Origin of the sequence: Streptomyces sp. NPDC046925 (assembly GCF_040644915.1) — a bacterium.
GTDB lineage: Bacteria > Actinomycetota > Actinomycetes > Streptomycetales > Streptomycetaceae > Streptomyces.
On sequence record NZ_JBEYWZ010000001.1, the window covers coordinates 524,594 to 544,742 of the forward strand.

General features: G+C 70.5%; 18 protein-coding genes and 1 pseudogene. 12 read left to right on the top strand and 7 right to left on the bottom strand.

Going from position 1 to position 20,149, the window contains the following annotated elements:
* Window positions 1-30 precede the first annotated feature (30 nt).
* Window positions 31-1,656 (top strand): AMP-binding protein, encoded by a 1,626-nt coding sequence (locus ABZ906_RS02120; protein ID WP_361376298.1) that lies wholly within the window; start codon window positions 31-33, stop codon window positions 1,654-1,656.
* Window positions 1,657-1,693: 37 nt separating this feature from the next.
* Here the strand turns inward: ABZ906_RS02120 and ABZ906_RS02125 are convergent, their stop codons facing one another.
* A complete protein-coding gene (locus tag ABZ906_RS02125; protein ID WP_361192971.1) occupies window positions 1,694-2,047 on the bottom strand; it encodes a hypothetical protein in 354 nt (117 codons plus the stop codon).
* Between the two features lie 133 nt (window positions 2,048-2,180).
* On the opposite strand from ABZ906_RS02125, the gene ABZ906_RS02130 reads away from it, so the two are divergent.
* Complete coding sequence (locus ABZ906_RS02130) at window positions 2,181-2,360, top strand: hypothetical protein (protein ID WP_361192973.1); 180 nt, start codon at window positions 2,181-2,183, stop codon at window positions 2,358-2,360.
* 86 nt (window positions 2,361-2,446) lie between these two features.
* Here ABZ906_RS02130 and ABZ906_RS02135 read toward each other — a convergent pair whose 3' ends face one another.
* Window positions 2,447-3,328 carry a protein kinase gene (locus tag ABZ906_RS02135; RefSeq protein WP_361376301.1) on the bottom strand — a complete coding sequence of 294 codons (882 nt, stop codon included), beginning with the start codon at window positions 3,326-3,328 and terminating at the stop codon, window positions 2,447-2,449.
* Between the two features lie 263 nt (window positions 3,329-3,591).
* Between ABZ906_RS02135 and gcl the strand changes: the two genes are divergently transcribed.
* Together gcl and ABZ906_RS02145 are read left to right on the top strand one after the other, a co-directional pair.
* Complete coding sequence (gene gcl, locus ABZ906_RS02140) at window positions 3,592-5,379, top strand: glyoxylate carboligase (protein WP_361192979.1); 1,788 nt, start codon at window positions 3,592-3,594, stop codon at window positions 5,377-5,379.
* A gap of 70 nt (window positions 5,380-5,449) precedes the next feature.
* Window positions 5,450-6,028 carry a YdeI/OmpD-associated family protein gene (locus tag ABZ906_RS02145; RefSeq protein ID WP_361376304.1) on the top strand — a complete coding sequence of 193 codons (579 nt, stop codon included), beginning with the start codon at window positions 5,450-5,452 and terminating at the stop codon, window positions 6,026-6,028.
* Window positions 6,029-6,421: 393 nt separating this feature from the next.
* Here ABZ906_RS02145 and ABZ906_RS02150 read toward each other — a convergent pair whose 3' ends face one another.
* The 5 genes from ABZ906_RS02150 to ABZ906_RS02170 all read right to left on the bottom strand — a co-directional run bounded on the left by ABZ906_RS02150 (window position 6,422) and on the right by ABZ906_RS02170 (window position 11,750).
* Window positions 6,422-7,879 (bottom strand): catalase, encoded by a 1,458-nt coding sequence (locus ABZ906_RS02150; RefSeq protein WP_361192983.1) that lies wholly within the window; start codon window positions 7,877-7,879, stop codon window positions 6,422-6,424.
* A gap of 226 nt (window positions 7,880-8,105) precedes the next feature.
* A complete protein-coding gene (locus ABZ906_RS02155) occupies window positions 8,106-8,996 on the bottom strand; it encodes a 2-hydroxy-3-oxopropionate reductase (protein ID WP_361192986.1) in 891 nt (296 codons plus the stop codon).
* A gap of 92 nt (window positions 8,997-9,088) precedes the next feature.
* Entirely contained in the window at window positions 9,089-9,916 is an 828-nt protein-coding gene (locus ABZ906_RS02160; RefSeq protein ID WP_361192988.1) for a TIM barrel protein, read from the bottom strand.
* A 217-nt stretch (window positions 9,917-10,133) separates the two neighbouring features.
* Window positions 10,134-11,060, bottom strand: coding sequence for an NADP-dependent oxidoreductase (locus ABZ906_RS02165; RefSeq protein ID WP_361376307.1), 927 nt, complete (start codon window positions 11,058-11,060; stop codon window positions 10,134-10,136).
* 111 nt (window positions 11,061-11,171) lie between these two features.
* A complete protein-coding gene (locus ABZ906_RS02170) occupies window positions 11,172-11,750 on the bottom strand; it encodes a TetR/AcrR family transcriptional regulator (protein WP_361192994.1) in 579 nt (192 codons plus the stop codon).
* 158 nt (window positions 11,751-11,908) lie between these two features.
* Here ABZ906_RS02170 and ABZ906_RS02175 point away from each other — a divergent pair.
* The 8 genes and pseudogenes from ABZ906_RS02175 to ABZ906_RS02210 form a co-directional block, all read left to right on the top strand.
* Window positions 11,909-13,267 (top strand): annotated as a pseudogene (locus ABZ906_RS02175) (DHA2 family efflux MFS transporter permease subunit); the annotation flags it as partial.
* 51 nt (window positions 13,268-13,318) lie between these two features.
* Entirely contained in the window at window positions 13,319-13,846 is a 528-nt protein-coding gene (locus ABZ906_RS02180) for an ester cyclase (RefSeq protein WP_361378007.1), read from the top strand.
* A 6-nt stretch (window positions 13,847-13,852) separates the two neighbouring features.
* Entirely contained in the window at window positions 13,853-15,037 is a 1,185-nt protein-coding gene (locus ABZ906_RS02185; protein ID WP_361192997.1) for an FAD-dependent monooxygenase, read from the top strand.
* A 227-nt stretch (window positions 15,038-15,264) separates the two neighbouring features.
* Entirely contained in the window at window positions 15,265-17,136 is a 1,872-nt protein-coding gene (locus ABZ906_RS02190) for a BTAD domain-containing putative transcriptional regulator (RefSeq protein ID WP_361376310.1), read from the top strand.
* Window positions 17,137-17,421: 285 nt separating this feature from the next.
* The gene (locus ABZ906_RS02195; RefSeq protein WP_361376313.1) at window positions 17,422-18,450 is read left to right on the top strand and encodes an ACP S-malonyltransferase; all 1,029 of its coding nucleotides are present in this window, start codon (window positions 17,422-17,424) and stop codon (window positions 18,448-18,450) included.
* 85 nt (window positions 18,451-18,535) lie between these two features.
* The gene (locus ABZ906_RS02200) at window positions 18,536-18,937 is read left to right on the top strand and encodes a phosphopantetheine-binding protein (protein ID WP_361193006.1); all 402 of its coding nucleotides are present in this window, start codon (window positions 18,536-18,538) and stop codon (window positions 18,935-18,937) included.
* Between the two features lie 10 nt (window positions 18,938-18,947).
* A complete protein-coding gene (gene acpS / locus ABZ906_RS02205) occupies window positions 18,948-19,385 on the top strand; it encodes a holo-ACP synthase (RefSeq protein ID WP_361376316.1) in 438 nt (145 codons plus the stop codon).
* Complete coding sequence (locus tag ABZ906_RS02210; protein ID WP_361376318.1) at window positions 19,382-20,149, top strand: SDR family oxidoreductase; 768 nt, start codon at window positions 19,382-19,384, stop codon at window positions 20,147-20,149. Before acpS ends, ABZ906_RS02210 begins: the two co-directional genes overlap by 4 nt.

Here is a 20,149-nt window from a genome sequence, read left to right on the forward strand (position 1 = left end):
CTGACCAAGACACGCGAGGAGGACTTTCCGGTGAGTGAACTCTCTTACGCGCATGGTGTGAGCAGCACGCCGCTGCTCGGTGACACCATCGGGCGCAACCTCGGCCGGGCGGTGGACGCCTGGCCCGAGCGGGACGCGCTGGTGGACGTGGCGGCGGGGACGCGCTGGACGTACGCCGAATTCGGTTCGGCCGTCGAGCAGTTGGCGCGGGGCTTCATGGGCGCCGGGGTCGCCAAGGGGGACCGGGTCGGCATCTGGGCGGTGAACTGCGCCGAGTGGGTGCTCGTGCAGTACGCCACTGCGCGGATCGGCGCGATCATGGTGAACATCAACCCGGCCTACCGCGCCCATGAGCTGGAGTACGTGCTCAAGCAGTCCGGGGTGACGGTCCTGGTCGCCTCGCAGTCGCACAAGTCGAGTGACTACCGCGCCCTTGTGGAGCAGGTGCGGCCAGGCTGCCCCGCACTGAGGTCCGTCCACTACATCGAGGACGGTTCATGGGACGAGCTGCTGGACGCCGCGAGGACGGTGACGGACGCTGAACTCGCTGCGCGCGAGGCGGAGTTGAGCTGCGACGACCCGGTCAACATCCAGTACACCTCGGGCACGACCGGCTTTCCCAAAGGGGCGACCCTCTCCCACCACAACATCCTCAACAACGGGTACTGGGTGGGCCGTACGGTCGGCTACACGGAACAGGACCGGGTGTGCCTGCCCGTGCCCTTCTACCACTGCTTCGGCATGGTCATGGGAAACCTCGGGGCCACCTCCCACGGCGCCTGCATCGTCATCCCGGCCCCGTCCTTCGACCCGGTCGCCACACTGCACGCGGTCGAGCGCGAACGCTGCACCTCGCTGTACGGGGTGCCGACGATGTTCATCGCGGAACTGAACCTCTCCGACTTCGCGACGTACGACCTGAGTTCGCTGCGCACCGGCATCATGGCGGGCTCGCCCTGCCCGGTCGAGGTGATGAAGCGGGTGGTCGCCGAGATGCACATGGAGGAGGTCTCCATCTGTTACGGCATGACGGAGACGTCCCCGGTCTCGACGCAGACCCGCCGCACGGACGACCTGGAGCGGCGCACCGGCACGGTGGGGCGGGTGCTTCCGCACATCGAGGTGAAGGTGGTCGACCCGGTGAGCGGCGTGACGCTGCCCAGGGGCGCCTCCGGCGAGCTGTGCACCCGGGGCTACAGCGTGATGCTGGGCTACTGGGAGGAGCCTTCGCGTACGACGGAGGTGATCGACGCCGGACGCTGGATGCACACCGGGGACCTGGCGGTCATGCGGGACGACGGTTACGTGCAGATCGTCGGCCGCATCAAGGACATGATCATCCGGGGTGGCGAGAACATCTACCCGAGGGAGATCGAGGAGTTCCTCTACGGGCACCCGAAGATCGCGGACGTGCAGGTGGTGGGGGTACCCGACGAGCGGTACGGGGAGGTGCCGCTGGCCTGCGTGATCCTGCGGGACGCGGAGGATCCGCTGACGCCGGAGGAACTGCGGGCCTTCTGCGAAGGGCAACTGGCGCACTACAAGATCCCGGCCGGGCTGCGCATCCTGGAGAGCTTCCCCATGACGGTGTCCGGGAAGGTACGGAAGATCGAACTCAGGGAGCGGTACGGGGCGGAGTCAGGCGGATCTTTCTGAGTCCCGGGATGTGACCGGGTGGGGGCCCGGTGAGGTGTCAGCCGGGGGACATCAGTTCGTCTGCTGCGTTGTTCACCGGCTGGGGGGTTCCTGTGAGGTCGATGACGAACAGTGGGATGGACAAGGAGTCCGCGCGGGCGCGGGCGGCCTCCTCGTAGCCCGCGAGGGAGAAGCAGACGCAGCTGACGGACTCGGCCATCGCACTGAGCCACACGCACTCCACGTCACGGAGCGACGACGGCTGCACGGACGGCTCGATCAGGGCGATCAGGCCCCGCGCAGCCACCCGTACCCCGGAAGGTGCCCGTTTGACCCCGCCCCGGATGTCCCCGTACCCCAGCCACCGCAGGTACAGCGCCGCCACCGTCACCGCGTCCTGCGCCGTGCGCACCGGCACGGGCTGGAAAGCGGGCCGGGGCAGGGAGGCGTCGCGCCCCCGGGTCGGCCGGGCAGCCGGGGGTGCCGGAGGTGCTGGGGGAGGCGGCGGCGGTGTTGCCGCCGGTGCTTGTACTGCCCTCACCGGAATGCGCAGCACCGCCCCGCAGCCGCACTCCAGCTCGGGGTGCGGCCACTGGTCCCGGCGGCCGCACGTCCTGCACCGGACGGTCACCCACTCGTCCGCCCACGTCCGGTCCGTCACCGGAGTCACCGTCGCGCCACGCGCCACCGGCGGCACCACCGGGGCGCCGCACGCGCAGGGATAGGACGGCGGAGCGTACACATGTTCACGTCTACATACCGGGCACCGCACCGGGACGCAGCTGTCCGTCATCACCCTCACCCGTCACCGTCACCGCTCGCCCGCTCGTACGGGCCATCGTCCACCAAGTGGGCTTGCCACGGCAGCTAGTTGAGTCAAGAACAGTGCCTCCGCGAGAGTCAGTGCGCGGCGGCGGCTGCCCGGCAGCGGAAGGCCCGCCATGCGGGCGACGGTGCGCGGCGCGGGCCGGGCCGTGGGATGCCGGGCGAGACATGCGGTGACGAGGGGGATCAGCCCACTGGGTACGTCGGTCAGGTCCGGATCCGCACCCCCGGCGTCGAAGGGCCCGCGCCCCGTCGCCGCGAAGGCGAGGACCGCGCCCAGCGAAAAGATGTCCGCGGGAGGCTTGGCCACGCCTTGTGCCGGGGTCTCGGGTGCCGTATAGCCGTGCGCCGGGCTGCCCGCGCCCGCGGTCACGCCGAAGTCGACCGCGCGGGGCCCGTCGGCGGCCAGGATCACGTTCGACGGCCGCAGGCCCCCGTGCGCGAGCCCCGCCCGGTGGATGGCGTCCAGCGCCCCGGCAAGCGCGCTCGCCAGGGCGCGCAGCTCCGTCGTACCCAGTGGCCCGCCGGCCTCCCGTACCCGCGCGGCCAGGGTCGGGCCGGGGACGTACTCCACGGCGAGCCAGGGCGCCGCCCCGTGCGGATCGGCGTCGAGCAAGGGAGCGACCCGGCGCCCCCGCACCGCGCCGATCGCGAGCACCTCGCGGGCGAAGCGCGTACGGAACGCCGGATCACGGACGAGCGAGGCGCGCACCACCCGCAGGGCGGCGGCGCGACCGGCCCCGTCGTGCGCGAGATAGACCCGCCCGAGGCTCCCCTGCCCCAGCAGCGGCCCCGCGGCCCAGTCGCCGTACCTCCGGCGGCCGGGCCCGTCCTGCCCGGCAGGCGCCGTGTCCGGTGAAGTGGCCACGCTCGACCCCCCGATGGTGTGGCCCGAATTCAATGCCGAATTCAACGACTGGGACGCGCTCCCCGCGCGGCCCGGTTCCCGGACGTCTCTTGACGGTCTCCACCGCGCCCGCCTACATTGCTTCCATATAGCAGAACAAAATTTCCACAATGCGGAAACAGAAGCTCACCGCGGGGCGCGACGGGAGCCGGATCCGCCAGCCGTATCCGTCAGCCGAATAGCTGCTGAAGCTGTCGAAGCTGTTGTCGAAGCAGGAGAACCCCATGGCTCGTATGACCGCTGTCCGTGCGGCAGTTGAGATCCTCAAGCGCGAGGGCGTCACCAACGCGTTCGGTGTCCCCGGCGCCGCGATCAACCCGTTCTACAAGGCGCTCCAGGAGGGCGGTGGCATCGACCACACCCTCGCCCGGCACGTCGAGGGCGCCTCGCACATGGCCGAGGGCTACACCCGCGCCAACCCCGGCAACATCGGCGTCTGCATCGGCACGTCGGGCCCGGCGGGCACCGACATGATCACCGGTCTGTACTCCGCCACCGGCGACTCCATCCCGATCCTCTGCATCACGGGCCAGGCGCCGACGCACCTGCTCCACAAGGAGGACTTCCAGGCCGTCGACATCGCGACGATCGCCAAGCCGGTCACGAAGATGGCCGTCACGGTCCTGGAGGCCGCGCAGGTCCCCGGCATCTTCCAGCAGGCGTTCCACCTGATGCGCTCGGGCCGTCCCGGTCCGGTCCTCATCGACCTGCCGATCGACGTCCAGCAGACGGAGATCGAGTTCGACATCGACACGTACGAGCCGCTGCCGGTCTACAAGCCGTCCGCGACCCGTGCCCAGATCGAGAAGGCCATCACCTTCCTGGTCGAGTCCGAGCGTCCGCTGATCGTCGCCGGCGGCGGCATCATCAACGCCGACGCCTCCGACCTCCTGGTCGAGTTCGCCGAGCTCACCAACACCCCGGTCGTGCCGACGCTGATGGGCTGGGGCACGATCCCCGACGACCACGACCTGAACGCGGGCATGGTCGGCCAGCAGACCGGCCACCGCTACGGCAACGCCACGTTCCTGGAGTCGGACTTCGTCCTCGGCATCGGCAACCGCTGGGCCAACCGTCACACCGGCTACAAGCTGGACGTGTACACCGAGGGCCGCACGTTCGTGCACGTCGACATCGAGCCGACGCAGATCGGCAAGATCTTCGCGCCGGACTACGGAATCGCCTCCGACGCCAAGGTCGCCCTCGAACTCTTCGTCGAGGTCGCCAAGGAGCTCAAGGCCGCGGGCAAGCTGCCCGACCGCTCCGAGTGGGTCGCCTCCCACCTGGAGCGCAAGGAGACGCTGCAGCGCCGCACGCACTTCGACAACATCCCCATGAAGCCGCAGCGCGTCTACGAGGAGATGAACAAGGCCTTCGGCCCGGACACGCGCTACGTCACCACCATCGGCCTCTCGCAGATCGCGGGCGCCCAGATGCTGCACGTCTACAAGCCGCGCCACTGGATCAACTGCGGCCAGGCGGGCCCGCTCGGCTGGACGATCCCGGCCGCGCTCGGCGTCGCCACCGCGGACCGCGACACCCCGGTCGTCGCGCTCTCCGGTGACTACGACTTCCAGTTCATGATCGAGGAGCTGGCGGTCGGCGCGCAGCACCGCATCCCGTACGTGCACGTCCTGGTCAACAACGCCTACCTGGGCCTGATCCGCCAGGCGCAGATCGGCCTGGACATCAACTTCCAGGTCAACCTGGAGTTCGAGAACCAGAACAGCCCGGAGCTGGGCGTCTACGGCGTCGACCACGTCAAGGTCGCCGAGGGCCTGGGCTGCAAGGCGATCCGCGTCACCGACCCGAACGAACTGGGCGAGGCCTTCGAGCAGGCCAAGAAGCTGGCCCAGGAGCACCAGGTCCCGGTCGTCGTCGAGGCCATCCTGGAGCGCATCACGAACATCTCCATGAGCCCCACGGCCGACATCAGCGCGGTCAAGGAGTTCGAGGAGCTCGCCACCGAGCCGGGCCACGCGCCCACGGCGATCCGCCCGTTGAAGGTCTGACGGCAACGCCACACGGCCCACTGAGGGGCGGTCCACCCGAGCGGGGTGGACCGCCCTTTAGTGTGTGCGGATGGACTCGCCGGACGGCTTGCAGGTCATGACGTTCGTGGACGCCGCCCGCCTCGCGGCCTGGCTCGACGAGCACCACGCCGGCTCGCCGGGGGTGTGGGTGAAGCTCGCCAGGAAGGGCTCGGGCGTGGCCTCGGTGACGTCGGCCGAGGTCAATGACGCGGCGCTCTGCTACGGCTGGATCACCGGCCACCGCAAGGCGTACGACGATGTCTTCTACCTTCAGAAGATCACTCCGCGCCGGGCGCGCAGCCTGTGGTCGCAGGTGAACGTCGACCGGGTCGCGGAACTGACCGCGGAGGGCCGCATGAAGGAGGCGGGCCTCGCGGAGGTGGCAGCGGCGCGGGCGGACGGCCGCTGGGAGGCGGCGTACGCGTCCCAGCGGACCGCGACGGTCCCGGAGGACCTTGCGGCGGCGCTGGTAGCCGCGCCCGAGGCCCGCAAGACCTTCGAGGCCCTGAGCAAGTCGGACCAGTACGCCGTACTGCACAGCCTGATGACAGCAAGAACCCCCGCCACCCGCGCTGCCAGGCTGGAACGGACAGTGACCAAACTGGCGGAGGGCGAGAGGGCCCCGTAAGGGGCGCGGGGCCGTGACATGTGCGGACAAAGAAGAGCGGCGAGTACGGGACCGTCCGTACTCGCCGCTCTGGCTGAGGAGTTGTAGCCGTCCGACCGCGCGCGACTGGCGAAACATGCATACGCGCTGCCGGACGGAGCTTTGTGGGTCCAAGGCCCGGGGGCCAGAAGACGGCTGGGACCGCGGCGGCCGCGAATGGTCCTGCGGGGTTCCCCTCCCTCAGGTCGAGAAGGGAGCCGCCGGACCTTCACCACCGCACTGGCTCGCAGAGCCGCCGCGGTCCTCGTCCGGCCCGTACACCACGGGACCACCCCTCATCCGGGTTCCGTGATGCTGCGGGCACAGCACCGGTGAGATGACCTCCCGTCACATCACCGGTGCAGCTCGGGAGTTCTAGTCCTCGCGCAGGGCGCGGACCGCCTCCTCCACGCGCTTGCCGTACTCGGGGTCGGCGGCGTGGAAGTGGGCGAGGTTCTTCTCGATGACGTCGTCACGGCTGACCTGCGAGAGGCCGCCCGCGATGTTCGCCACCAGGCGTGCCTGCTCCTCGGCCGACATCAGGCGGTAGAGCTCACCCGCCTGGAAGAAGTGGTCGTCCTTGGTGTGCAGCGGCGCCTCGTGCGTGCCGGTGTGGCCGGTGACGGCCAGCGGGGCGGAGAGCGGCTGACCGGTCTCGGCGGGACCGTCGTACGAGTTGGGCTCGTAGTTCTTGCGGTCGCGGCCGTACGCGTTGGACGCCATCAGGCCGTCACGGCCGTAGTTGTCCGCGGCGGTCGCCTTCGGCGCGTTCACCGCGAGCAGGGTGTGGTTGACGCCCAGGCGGTAGCGGTGCGCGTCCGCGTAGGCGAACAGACGGCCCTGGAGCATCTTGTCGGGCGAAGGACCGATGCCCGGAACGAAGTTGTTCGGGGAGAAGGCGGCCTGCTCGACCTCGGCGAAGACGTTGTCGGGGTTGCGGTCGAGGACCAGACGGCCCACGCGCTGCAGCGGGTAGTCGCTGTGCGGCCACACCTTCGTCAGGTCGAAGGGGTTGAAGCGGTAGTCCGCCGCGTCCGCCGCCGGCATGATCTGCACGTGCAGCGTCCAGGACGGGTTCACGCCCCGCTCGATGGCCTGCAGGAGGTCCGTCTGGTGCGAGTTCGCGTCCTTGCCCGCGATCTCCGCGGCCTGGTCCGACGACAGGCTGCGTACGCCCTGGTTCGTCTTGAAGTGGTACTTCACGAAGAAGGCCTCGCCCGCCGCGTTCGTCCACTGGTAGGTGTGCGAGCCGTAGCCGTTCATGTGGCGGTACGACGCGGGAATGCCGCGGTCGCCCATCAGCCACGTCACCTGGTGCGTCGCCTCGGGGGAGTGCGCCCAGAAGTCCCAGACGTTGTCCGGCTCCTGCTTGCCCGTGAAGGGGTCGCGCTTCTGGGAGTGGATGAAGTCGGGGAACTTGATCGGGTCCTTGATGAAGAACACCGGGGTGTTGTTGCCGACGAGGTCGTAGTTGCCCTCTTCGGTGTAGAACTTCAGCGCGAAGCCGCGCGGGTCACGGACCGCGTCCGCGCCGCCGAGGCTGTCGGCCACCGTGGAGAAGCGCAGGAACGTCTCGGTGCGCTTGCCGACGGTGTTCAGGAAGTCGGCCGAGGTGTACGCGGTGACGTCGTCGGTCACCTCGAAGTAGCCGTACGCGCCGGAACCGCGGGCGTGCACGACACGCTCCGGGATGCGCTCGCGGTTGAAGCGGGCGAGCTTCTCGAGGAGGTGCTGGTCCTGGAGGAGAAGCGGGCCACCGACGCCGGCGGTGGCGGAGTTCTGGTTGTCGGCGACGGGGGCGCCGGACTCGGTCGTGAGCACACGCTTCGACATGGTGGCGAGGTTGACCTTCCGTACGGACTACTGAAACTGCTGAGTGAGGTGACGTGAGCGTAAGTACGCCTGAACTGCTACGTCAACAGTTTGTTGAAGTTTTCGGTGTGGCGTGAGCGATGAGGCATGGGTTCCGGGCCGCGGCGACGCCTGGGCGCGACAGGACAGGTGTCAGCGCCGCCGCGACCCGGAAGTTCAGGGAGCTCTTGAAGCCTCTTGAGGCTGCTTAGAGCTGGGCGCCCGAGAGGCGCTCGACACCGCGCAGGAGCGCGGAGTGGTCGAGGCCGCCGTCACCCTGCGTGCGCAGCGAGGAGACGAGCTGGGCCACCACGGCGCCGACGGGAAGCGAGGCACCGACATTGCGGGCGGCGTCGGTGACGATGCCCATGTCCTTGTGGTGCAGGTCGATCCGGAAGCCGGGCTTGAAGTCGCGCTTGAGGAAGTTGTCCTTCTTGCGGGTCAGGACGGTCGATCCCGCAAGCCCCCCGTTCAGGACGTCGAGGGCGGCGGTCAGGTCCACCCCGGACTTCTCCAGGAAGACGACGGCCTCGGCGCACGCCTGGATGTTCACGGCGACGATGAGCTGGTTGGCGGCCTTCACGGTCTGACCCGAGCCGTGCGGACCGCACAGCACGATGGTCTTGCCGAGGGCGTCCAGGAGCGGCTTGGCCTCGTCGAAGTCGGCCTGCTCGCCGCCGACCATGATGGAGAGCACGGCCTCGATGGCGCCGGCCTCGCCACCCGACACGGGGGCGTCAAGGACGCGGATGCCCTTGTCCTTGGCGGCCTTGGCCAGGTCCACGGAGGTCTGCGGGGTGATCGAGGACATGTCGACGATCAGCGCGCCGGACTTCGCGTTCTCCAGGATGCCGTCCTCGCCGTACGCGATGGCCTCCACCTGCGGGGACGCGGGCACCATCGTGACGATCACGTCGGCGTCCTTGACGGCCTCGGCGATCGACTTGGCGACGGTGCCGCCGGCCGCGGCGAGACGGTCCAGCTTGTCCTGCTCGAGGGTGAAGCCGGTGACGGAGTAACCAGCCTTGATCAGGTTCTCGGACATGGGGGACCCCATGATGCCGAGTCCGATCCACGCGATCTTGGGAAGGTTGCTCATGGTGAGAGCCTTTCTGAAGCTTGTCTGCGTCGACGAATCAGGTGCGGGGGTGCCGGGCGGGCGGACGGGGGACATCCGCCGCGGGCGGCTGCCTAGTCCGAGCCGGGCAGCCAGCCGAAGGCCTCGGCGCTTGGCCGGTCGCCCGCCTTGTACTCAAGGCCGACGTATCCCTCGTAACCGGCCTTGCGGAGCTGGTCGAGCAGCTCTTCCAGAGGCAGCGACCCCGTACCGGGGGCCCCGCGGCCGGGGTTGTCGGCGATCTGCACGTGCGCGGTCTGCGCGACGTAGCGATCGATGACGGCCGGTAGGTCCTCGCCGTTCATGGACAGGTGGTACAGGTCCATGAGGAACTTCGCGTTGCCGAGACCGGTGGCGGAGTTCACCTTGTCGACCACGGCGATCGCCGCGTCCGCGCTGACGATCGGGCAGCGCGGCGACTCGGGCTTGTTGAGGGCCTCGATCAGCAGCACCGCACCCACGCGGTCGGCCTCGCGGGCCGCGAGCACCAGGTTCTCCAGGGCGAGTTCGTCCTGGACCGCGGGGTCCACGCCCTCCACCCGGTTGCCGTAGAGCGCGTTGAGCGCCGTGCAGCCGAGGGACTTGGCGAAGTCCGCCGCCACCGGGAGGTTCGCGCGGAACTTCTCGCTCTCCTCGCCCGGGATCGACAGGGCGCCGCGGTCCGGTCCCGGCAGCTGACCGGCATAGAAGTTCAGGCCCACCAGCTTGACGCCGGCGTCCGTGATCGCAGCCCGCAGGGCGTCGAGCTCGGACTGCTCGGGAGTGGGGGCGTCGACCCAGGGCCACCACAGCTCGACCGCCGTGAAGCCCGCCGCGGCGGCGGCCGCGGGGCGCTCCAGGAGCGGGAGTTCCGTGAAGAGGATCGACAGGTTCACATTGAAGCGCTGGTCGGAGTATCCCATGGGGCTTCCGCGCTCCTTCCGTATTGCGGAAGTTAATTTCTGTCTGATGGAAGATTGCCGTCGAGCCTCTGCTCTTGTCAAGAGGGGTCCGACGGAAAAACGCCACGCCCGTGCCTGTTCGCGGGCAATGAAAGGCCGACGGCCGCCTCAGGGGAGGCGGCCGTCGGGTGCTCGTGGGGTCGAGGAGCGGACTGCTCTCAGTCCGCGAGATGCGTGATCACGATGTGGTCACGACCAGCTTGCCGCGGGTGTGCCCCGCGCGGATGAGGTCGTGGGCCTCGGCGGCCTTCTCCAGCGGGAAGGTCCGCGCGATCTCCGCCCGCATCCGGCCGTCGGCGGCCATCCGCCCGAGCTCCGTCAGGTCGTCGGTGGAGGGGCGGGTGAAGAGGTACGTCCCGCCGAGGTCCCTGACCCGGGGGTCGGTCACCGACACGAGGCGCCCGCCGGGAGCGAGCAGTTCCGGCGACACCCGCAGGGCGCGTGCGCCCGCCGCGTCGAGGACGGCGCTCACGCCGCCGGGCGCGAGCGCCCGGACGCCGTCGGCCAGCGCCCGCCGATAGCTGACCGGCTCGGCCCCCAGTGCGCGCAGGAAGGCGTGGTTGTCCTCGCTCGCGGTGCCGATGACCCGGGCGCCGATGGCCACGGCGATCTGGACGGCGAAGACGCCGACGCCACCCGCGGCGGCGTGCACGAGCACCGTGTCCCCGCCGGTGACGCGCAGCCGGTGCACCAGGCTCTGGTACGCGGCGAGGCCGGCCAGCGGAATCGCGGCGGCCTCGGCCCAGGTCAGCCCGGCCGGCTTGGGCGCGAGAGTGCGTACCGGGGCCGCGACGTACTCGGCGAAGGTGCCGTGGCCCAGGCGGTCCGGCCACACGAAGCCCAGCACCTCGTCGCCGGGCGCGTACTCGGTGACGGCGGGGCCGGTCCGCTCCACCACTCCGGCCACGTCGAAGCCGGTCACTACGGGGAACACCGTGTCCATCACGGGTGCGAGCAGCCCCTCGCGCGCCTTCCAGTCGATGGGGTTCAGGGAGGCGGCGCGCATGCGGACGAGCACATGGTCGGGGCCGAGCACGGGCTCGGGGAGTTCGCCGTACTCAAGTACCTCGGAACCGCCGAAGCGCCGGAAATGGACCGCCTTCATCAATGTCCTCCGCACTGCTCGCCGTGCACCGCCGGTCGGATGCCGGGGTCCGGAGCAGCAGCCTGCACGGAGGATCTGGGCGGATTCCTTGACGGGAACTGAAACCGGGGCTCAGTCCCGCGGCGCGAACCGGGCGAGCAGCAGGTCGACCCGCTCCCGCATGAGTCCGGGGCGCAGCCGTCCGCTGCGTTCCAGGACCACCATGCCGTGCAGCGCTCCCCAGATGACCTCGGCGGCCAGTTCGGCGTCGTCCCCCGGCGTCACGGCGGCGACCGCCGTGATCAGCTCGCCGAAGGTCTCGATGAGCGGCGGGGGAGTCTCGGCGGAGGCGAAGGCGAGCGACGAGGAGAGCTCGAACATCGCGCTGTAGAGCGCCGGGTTGGCCCCGGCGAAATCGAGATAGGTCTCAATGACGGCCCGCAGGGCGGCCGTTGCTCCGTCCGCGGCTTCGCGTGCCGCGCGCAGCGTGCCCGTCAGCTCCTCGAAGCCCTCCAGGGCGACCGCCCCGACGATGGCCTCCTTGCCGTGGAAGTGGCTGTAGAGCACCGGCTGGCTGTACTCGATCTCCTCGGCGAGCCGCCGGGTGGTGACGGCGTGCCAGCCCTCCGCCTCGGCGAGACGGCGCGCGGTGTCCAGGATGAGCTGATTGCGGCGCTGGTACTCGCGTTCGCGCCGTGCACGGATCGTCATGCCCACAGATTAGCCATCCGGGGGTGCGGAATTCGCCGTTGCGCTGCCATTGACAGGATTGCTAGTGTCGCTAGATATCCACGGGGGTGGTGACTGCCACGGCCGAGCCATGCCTCTGGACGCAACTGTTCCGATACGGACGATCCGCATCTGGAGGAATGGTGACCCAGCGTTCGCCCGCCACGGCCGCGGTGGACCGCGGCCGCACGACGTGGGCCATGATCATCACGTCCCTCGCCGGCTTCATGGCATCGCTCGACATCCTCATCGTGGTCACCGCGCTGCCCGCGATCCGCGACGATCTCGGCGGTGGCATCGAGGACCTGGAGTGGACGGTCAACTCCTACACGCTCACCTTCGCCGTGCTGCTGCTCCTCGGCTCGGCCCTCGGTGACCGCTACGGACGGCGGAGAATCTTCGTCGTCTCCATCGCGGTGTTCACCGCGGCCTCGGTCGCCGCGGCGCTCAGCACATCGACGGGCGCGCTGATCGCGGCCCGTACGGTCCAGGGCGCGGGCGCGGCGATGATGGCCCCGCTCACGCTCACCCTGCTGACCACGGCCGTGCCCAAGGAGCGGCGCGGACTCGCCTTCGGCCTGTGGGGCGCGGCCAACGGCCTCGCCCTGGCCCTCGGCCCGTTGGTGGGCGGCATCGTGGTGGAAGGCATGTCCTGGAAGTGGATCTTCTGGGTGAACGTCCCCATCGGACTGCTGCTCATCCCGCTCGCACACCGGCGGCTGCGCGAGAGCCACGGACCGGCGGGACGGCTCGACACGGTCGGGACCCTGCTGGTCAGCCTGGGCCTTCTCGCCCTGGTCCTGGCGCTGATCGAGGGCAACGCGCAGGGCTGGGGCTCGGCGCGGACCCTCGTCGAATTCGCCTTGGGCGCGGTCCTGTTGGCGCTCTTCCTGCTCTGGGAGTCCCGCGCACGGCATCCCATGCTGCCGCTGCGGATCTTCCGTGACCGGGCCTTCAGCCTCGTCAACTCGGCCAGCCTGCTGATGTTCGTGGGCCTGTACGGATCACTGTTCCTGCTGACCCAGCTCCTGCAGATGGTGATGGGCTACTCCCCGCTGGAGGCGGGCCTGCGCACCCTGCCGCTGTCGGCGATGCCCATCGCCGTGGCGCCGCTCGCGGGCGCGCTCTCCGACAAGATCGGCAGCCGTCCGGTGGTCGCCATCGGCATGGCCTGCCAGACGGCGGGTCTCGGCTGGCTCGCGGCGGCACTCGGCCCGGACAGCGCATACGCGGTCCTGGTCACGCCGCTCGTCCTCATCGGCGTCGGCATGGCGCTCTTCTTCTCCCCGGTGGCCAACCTCGTCATGAGCCGCGCCGCCCCCGCGGAGGAGGGCATCGCGTCGGGGGTCAACAACGCGCTGCGCCAGCTCGGCGGCGTACTGGGCGTGGCCCTGATGGGCGCGGTGTTCGCGGCGCAGGGCGGCTACGGCTCGCCGCGGGACTTCACCGACGGTCTCGTGCCCGCGCTCTGGATCGGCGCCGCCGTCCTGGCGGTCGCCTGCGCGCTCACCCTCGCCATCCCGCGCAGGCCCGAGCCGGTGGCGGCTCCGGTGGCGGCCCCGGAGGCTCAGGAAGCTCCGGCGGCTCAGGCGGACGACGCCAACCGCCGTGTCGTACGGCGGCTGTTCGACGAAGTCCTCGACGGACAGGACCTGTCGGCGATCGAGGAGATCTACCACCCCGACGCCGTCGACCACGCCCCTTTCCCCGGAGCACCGGCCGGCCTTGAGGGGATCCGCCACAGCATCACCGAGGTGCGCGCCGCCTACACCGACATCGCCTACCGCGTCGAGGCCATCGAGAGCAGGGGCGAGACCGTGCGCGTCACGGTCCACTTCCAGGGGAGGCCGACCAGGCGGCTGCTGGGCCAGCCCGGCACGAAGGGCGCGGTGCACACCGTCCAGGACCTCACCTTCCGCATCGCCGGAGGGCTGATCGCCGAGCGCTGGGCAGAGCGCCCCGCCCCCTGCCCCGACCCGCTGAACTGCGGAAACACCCAGAACAGCCAGAACACCCAGAACGGCCAGAACACAGCACGTGAGTTACCACTGCAACCCGCTGCCCACGGAAAGGAATGACGACCGATGGCCACCGCACAGCACGCGATCATCGCCGGGGGAGGCATCGGCGGTCTCGCCGCCGCCGTCGCCCTGAACCAGGCCGGGATCAGGACCACCGTCTACGAACGCGCCGAGGAGTTGCGCGTCGGCGGGGCGGGACTCCACCTGTGGACCAACGCCATGCTGGCCCTGGAGAGCCTGGGCCTGACCGAAGGGGTGCGCAGGACCGCTCCGGTGCAGCAGTTCTGCGAGTTCCGCACCTGGCGCGGCGGCCTGCTCGCCTCCTGGCCGGTGGGCGAGTTCGCGGACCGGTTCGGCCAGCCCACCGTGGCCGTCGCCCGGTCGGCGCTGCACGAGGTCCTGCGGGACGGGCTGACCGACACCAAGATCCACACGGGTCTCCCGCTCACCGGCTTCGACCAGGACGACGAGGGAGTCACCGCGCGCTTCGCCGACGGCAGCACCGACCGCGCGGACCTCCTCATCGGCGCCGACGGCGTCGGCTCCGCCGTCCGCGCGCAGCTCCTGGGCAACTCGCCGCCGCGCTACGCGGGTTGTGTCGCCTGGCGCGGTATCGCCGAGCTCGGCCCCGAGGCGATCCCGGCGGGCAGCTTCCGCTCGATCTTCGGGCGCGGCACCCGCTTCGTCTACTACGACATCGCGCCAAGGCGGGTGCACTGGATGAGCGTGGAGAACGGCCCGGCGGGCGGCGCCGACGACCCCGGCGTACTGGAGACCATTGCCCGGCGGCACCTCGGCTGGGCCGACCCCGTCCAGCGGATCATCGCCGCGACGGACGAGTCCACGGTGATCCGTACCGACATCGTCGACCGTGCCCCCGACGCCACATGGGGACAGGGGCGCGTGACGCTCCTGGGCGATGCCGCGCACCCCATGTCCTTCAACGTCGGACAGGGCGCCTGCCAGGCGATCGAGGACGCCGTGATCCTGGCCGAACGGCTGCGCGCGGACGCCACCGTGCCGGCCGCGCTGACCGCCTACGAGGACGAGCGCAAGCCGCGTACGGCATCCATGCAGAAGGCCGCCCACCTCCTCGGAAAGCTCGGCTCCTGGTCGAACCCGCTCGCCGTCGGCGCCCGTCAGCTCCTGATGCGGGCCGGGTGGGAGAAGGGCGCGTTCAAGGCCATCGAGGCCGACGCCCGCTACGGCACGCGCTGGGCCCCCGCGGCCAGGACCCCCGCAGTGTGACGGGAGAGTGCGCATGGAACGGTGTGACATACGTTGAGAATTGACTCAAGCGGTCCCCCGGATTCCACGGGGGACCGCACATTTTTTTGCATGTGATTTACCTTGCGGAAGGATGCTCGATCTCTGTGACGAGCACCCGTTCTGCGATAATCCATACAACATCTCCAAACCAGAAGGTGCTCAGGGCTTGCGAAATTGCGAATAATTCACGCCACGGGGGATTACGGATGAATATCGCATTCCAAGTGCTCGGGCCTGTTGAACTGCGAATAGATAGCCAGCAGATCGATCTGGGCCCGGCACGCCAGCGTAGTTTTCTTGCGGCTCTCCTCATAGAGCCCCAGCAACCCGTTTCCATCAACACACTCATCGACCGTGTCTGGGCCGGTCATCCGCCCGACGGAGTCCGCAGCGTCGTCTACACGTACATCGCGCGACTGCGCCGCATCCTCGCATCGGCCAAACCCGAGGGCGGCCACCCCATCCGGCTGCTCCGCGACTCGTCCGGCTACCGCCTCGACGTCACGCCCGCGCACGTGGACCTGCACCGGTTTCGAGGCCGCCTCGCCCGCGCCCGCGCCATGGACCCGCACGATCCGCGGCGCTGTCACGTACTGGGCGAGGCGCTCGAACTGTGGAAGGGCGAGGCGCTCGCGGGCCTCGACAACGCATGGGCGACCCGGCTCAGGCACAGCCTCCAGCAGCTCAAGAACGACGCCCTGGCCGAATGGGCGGAGGCGGAGCTGCACGCGGGACGCAGTGCGACCGTCATCTCCGAACTGCGGTACGCCCTGTTGCAGGAGCCGCTCGCCGAGCTCCTGCACGAGCAACTGATCCGGGCCCTGCTGCACTCGGGACAGCGGGCGGAGGCCCTCAGCCAGTACGAGCGGGCGCGCCGCGTCATCGCGGACGAGCTCGGCTCCGACCCCGGCCACGGGCTGCGGGAACTGCACCGCCAGGCGCTCACCGGGACCCTGCCCGCGCCGCCGGAATCGGTCCACGCGCGAGCGGAGGCCGCGGCCGCCCCGCCGGACGCCACCGAGGAGGAACCCGGCGCACGCCCGCGGGAGGCGGCGGCGCCCGGGCCCAGCCTCCTTCCGGGGAACGCCGCCGACATCTCGGGGCGCGAGAAGTACGTCGAACTGATCCGCCGGGCGTGCACCGAGGAGCGGTCACGGCCGACGCTCCTCGTGCTCGTCGGGGGAGCGGGGGTGGGCAAATCGGCGCTCGCGGTGAACGTGGCACGCGGTCTGGGCGCGCACTATCCCGACGGAACGCTCCTGGTCGACCTGCGGGGCAGCGGCGACCGGCCGCTGAGCGGCACCACGGCGGTCCTGCGCGTGCTGCGGGCCATGGGGGCCGAGCCCGGCGAGGGCCGCGACCTCGACGAACTGGTGACGCTCTACCAGTGCCGGCTGCGCGGCAGAAGGATGCTGCTGGTCCTGGACGACGCCGCGGACGACGGGCAGATCCTGCCCCTCCTCTCGAACGAACCGGGCTGCGGCGTCCTCGTGACCAGCCGCAGGCCCTCCCTGCGTCCCGTCGGCGCCCGCGTCCTGCCGGTCGGTCCGCTGTCGTACGAGGACGGCCTCCAGCTGCTCCGTGACCTGCTGGGCGAGCAGCGTGTCGGAGCCGAACCGGCGGCCGCCCGCGAGCTGGTGGAGCTGTGCGAGGGGCTGCCGCTGCCGCTGCGCGCGGTCTGCAACCGCCTCCTCGCGCGCCCGCACTGGTCGCTGCGGATCACGGTGGAGCGTGCGCTCGACGAGGAACGGAGGCTGGACACGCTCTCCTACGGATCGCTGGACTACGGGGCGCGGCTCACCAGCGTGTACCGCCAGCTGACCCCCATGGCATCGGCCGTCCTCGCGCGCCTGGGCACCCGTCCGGCCTCGGATGCGGTGTCCGCCGGGCAGATCATGTCCGGCCTCTCCGTGGAGGAGGCGGACGAGGTGCTCGAACAGCTCGTGGACGCCCATCTCCTGGACGTCGCGGGAGTGGATTCACACGGCACCGTTCACTACCGCATCCGCGGGCTTCGCTGGCTATTCGCCAGGAAAATGGCGGAGCGGGAAGGGGCCTGCGCTTCTGCGGGACGCTGACCCCGAATCGAAAACGGAACTAATTCCTCCCGGCTTCCTGCCGGCTTCCCGACGAACCTTCCTGCCCGACCTTCCACCCGCACCTTTCACCCGAACCTTCCTCCCGAACCCCGGTCCGCGGACATCCGCGGGCCGGGGTTCCTTCTGCTCTCTTTCCAGCTTGTCCGGATCCCTTCAAGGTGCCCTCAAGATTCCCTCCCGGGTGGGCGTCCGAAGGTGGGTGAGCGGGCCGGGAAAGCCGTACGGCGCCTTGGCCCCGGAAATACGGAAAGAACAGGAGGGCAGATGTCATTCACGATTCCCGCGCCCGGCGTGCCCGGTGTGTTCGAGGAGGAGGCGGCCCGGCGCGACCCGGCCGCCGAACCCCCGCATACCGGCTCGGCGCTCGCCATGTTCCCGGGCCAGGGTTCACAGCGGCCCGGCATGGCACAGCACCTCCTTGCGCGGTATCCGGACAGCGCGGGACGGGTGTTGCGGGACGCGGGCCGCACCCTCGGGGTACCGCTCGCCGAGATCTGCGTGTCCGGCACCGCGGAGCAACTGGCACAGACGGAGATCACCCAGCCCGCCGTCCTCGCGGTCGGCCTCGCCACGTACGAAGCCCTGCGCGGCGAGCACGGGTTCACGCCCGCGGCCGTTGCCGGGCACAGCCTCGGCGAGTACACGGCGCTGGTCGCCGCGGGAGTACTCGCCCCCGACGACGCCGTACGCCTGGTGCTGCGCCGCAGCACGCTGATGGCCGAGGTCGGCAAGCGCGTCGTTGGCGCCATGAGCGCCGTCGTCGGACTGAGCTCCGCCCGGGTCGAAGCGCTGTGCCGGCAGGGCGGCACCTCCGGAGTCGTGGAGGTCGCCAACTACAACGAGGAGTGGCAGACCGTGATCTCCGGCGAGCTCGCCGCGGTGACCGAAGTCGGCCGCAGGGCGGGCGACGCGGGAGCCGAGCGGGTGGTGCCGCTGCGCGTCAGCGCGCCCTTCCACTGCTCCCTGATGCGTGAGATCGAGCCGGAGTTCGCCGCCGCCCTCGACCGCTGCTCCTTCGCCGACCCGCGCATCCCGGTCCTCAGCTCCGTGACCGGCACATGGGTGCGCAGCGGCGCACAGGCACGCCGGCTCCTGCGCGCCCAGCTCGCCGGACCCGTGCGCTGGCTCGACGTACTGCACACGGCACGCGCCGCCGGACTCGGCCCGTACGTCGAGACGGGGCCCGGCCGGGTGCTCAGCGGCTTCGCCCGGCACACCGTCCCGGAGGCGACCGTACGCAGCACGAACGACACCCGGCACATCACCGCCCTGCTGCGCGCGGGCGCGCACTGACCCCGCACCGACCCCGCCCGGACCACCCGTGGCACCGCACAGGCACACAACCACCGCACGACACACGCGAATCGAGAGGAACACCATGACCACCACCGCTCTGCTGCCCGCCGTCCAGGAAGCGATCGCCGACGCGCTCGGCATCGAGGAGGCGGAGGTCCTTGTCGACGCCACCCTCCTCGGCGACCTGGGAGCCGAGTCCATCGACCTCCTCGACATCCTGTTCCGCATCGAGCGGGCCAGCGGCGTCAAGGTCACGGTCGCCGACATCGGCGACCTGCTCCAGGGCGGCATCCCCGACGAGGAGTTCGGCGACGAGAACGAAGTCGTCAACGACACCGGCCTGAGCCACCTGGAGCGGGTGCTCCCGCAGTTCGACCGCACGCGGCTCACCGAGCCGCTCACCGCGGACGGGGTGCTCGGCCTGTTCACCGTGCAGAACCTGCTCGACCTCCTGGCCTCGCGTACGGCAGCCAGTGCTGCCTGAGCCACCGGCGTTGCCCGGGATACGCGTCGGCGCCGACCTCGTCGAGGTCGCGCGCGTGGAGCGGCTCATCGCGGACAACCCCGGCCTCGCGGCCCGGGTGTTCACCGGGCGGGAGCGGGCGTACTGCGCGAGCCGCCCGCACCGCAGCGGGGAGCACCTGGCCGCCCGCTTCGCCGCGAAGGAAGCCGTGCTCAAGGCGCTCGGCACCGGGGCCGCGGGCGCCGACTGGACGGAGGTCGAGGTCGTCAACCAGGCAGGCGGGCGCCCGGTGCTGCGGCTGCACGGCCGGGCGGCCGAGCTGGCCGACCGCAGGCAGGTGCGGCAGACCGACATCTCCCTCGCGCACGGGGCCGGACTCGCCACCGCGTACGCCGTCCTCGTCTGCGCGGGGCCGGACCAGCGCGACCAGCGCGACCAGCAGGACACAACCGGACGGACAACGACATGAAGCTGCACGACCAGGCGGCCCTGGTGACCGGCGCGTCCCGCGGCATCGGCAGGGCCATCGCCCACGCGCTGGCCGCCGAGGGCGCCGCGGTAGCGGTGAACTACCGGTCGAGCCGCGAGGACGCGCTGGGCGTCGTCAAGGAGATCGAGGAGGCCGGCGGGCGGGCCGTCGCGCTGGAGGCGGACGTCTCCGACGCGACGGCCGCGCGGGAACTCGTCGCGGCCGCCAAGGACGCACTCGGCGGCCTGCACATCCTGGTCAACAACGCGGGCATCACGGACAACGGACTGATCTGGGACATGGCGCCCGACGGCTGGTGGGAGGTGATGCGGACCAACTTCGGCGGCGCCTACCACTGCACCAACGCGGCGGCCGAGGGCCTGATGAGGCAGCGCCAGGGCGCGATCGTGAACATCTCGTCCGTGATGGGCGAGCGCGGCTGGGCCGGACAGTCCAACTACTCCGCCTCCAAGGGCGCGCTCAACGCCTTCACCCGCAGCACCGCCATCGAGCTCGCCCGCTTCGGCGTACGGGTCAACGGCGTGCTCGGCGGCATCGTGCCCACCGACCTGGTCGGGGACGTGCTGGCCAAGGACGGCGGCCGCGGCATGAAGAAGCAGGTCCCCATGCGGACCTTCGCGGACCCGCGGCAGGTCGCCTCGGTCGTCACGTTCCTCGCGGGCCCCGACGCCTCGTACGTCACGGGCGAGCTCGTACAGGTCGACGGCGGACTGACCTCCCAACTCGGCGTCGGCCACCCCTAG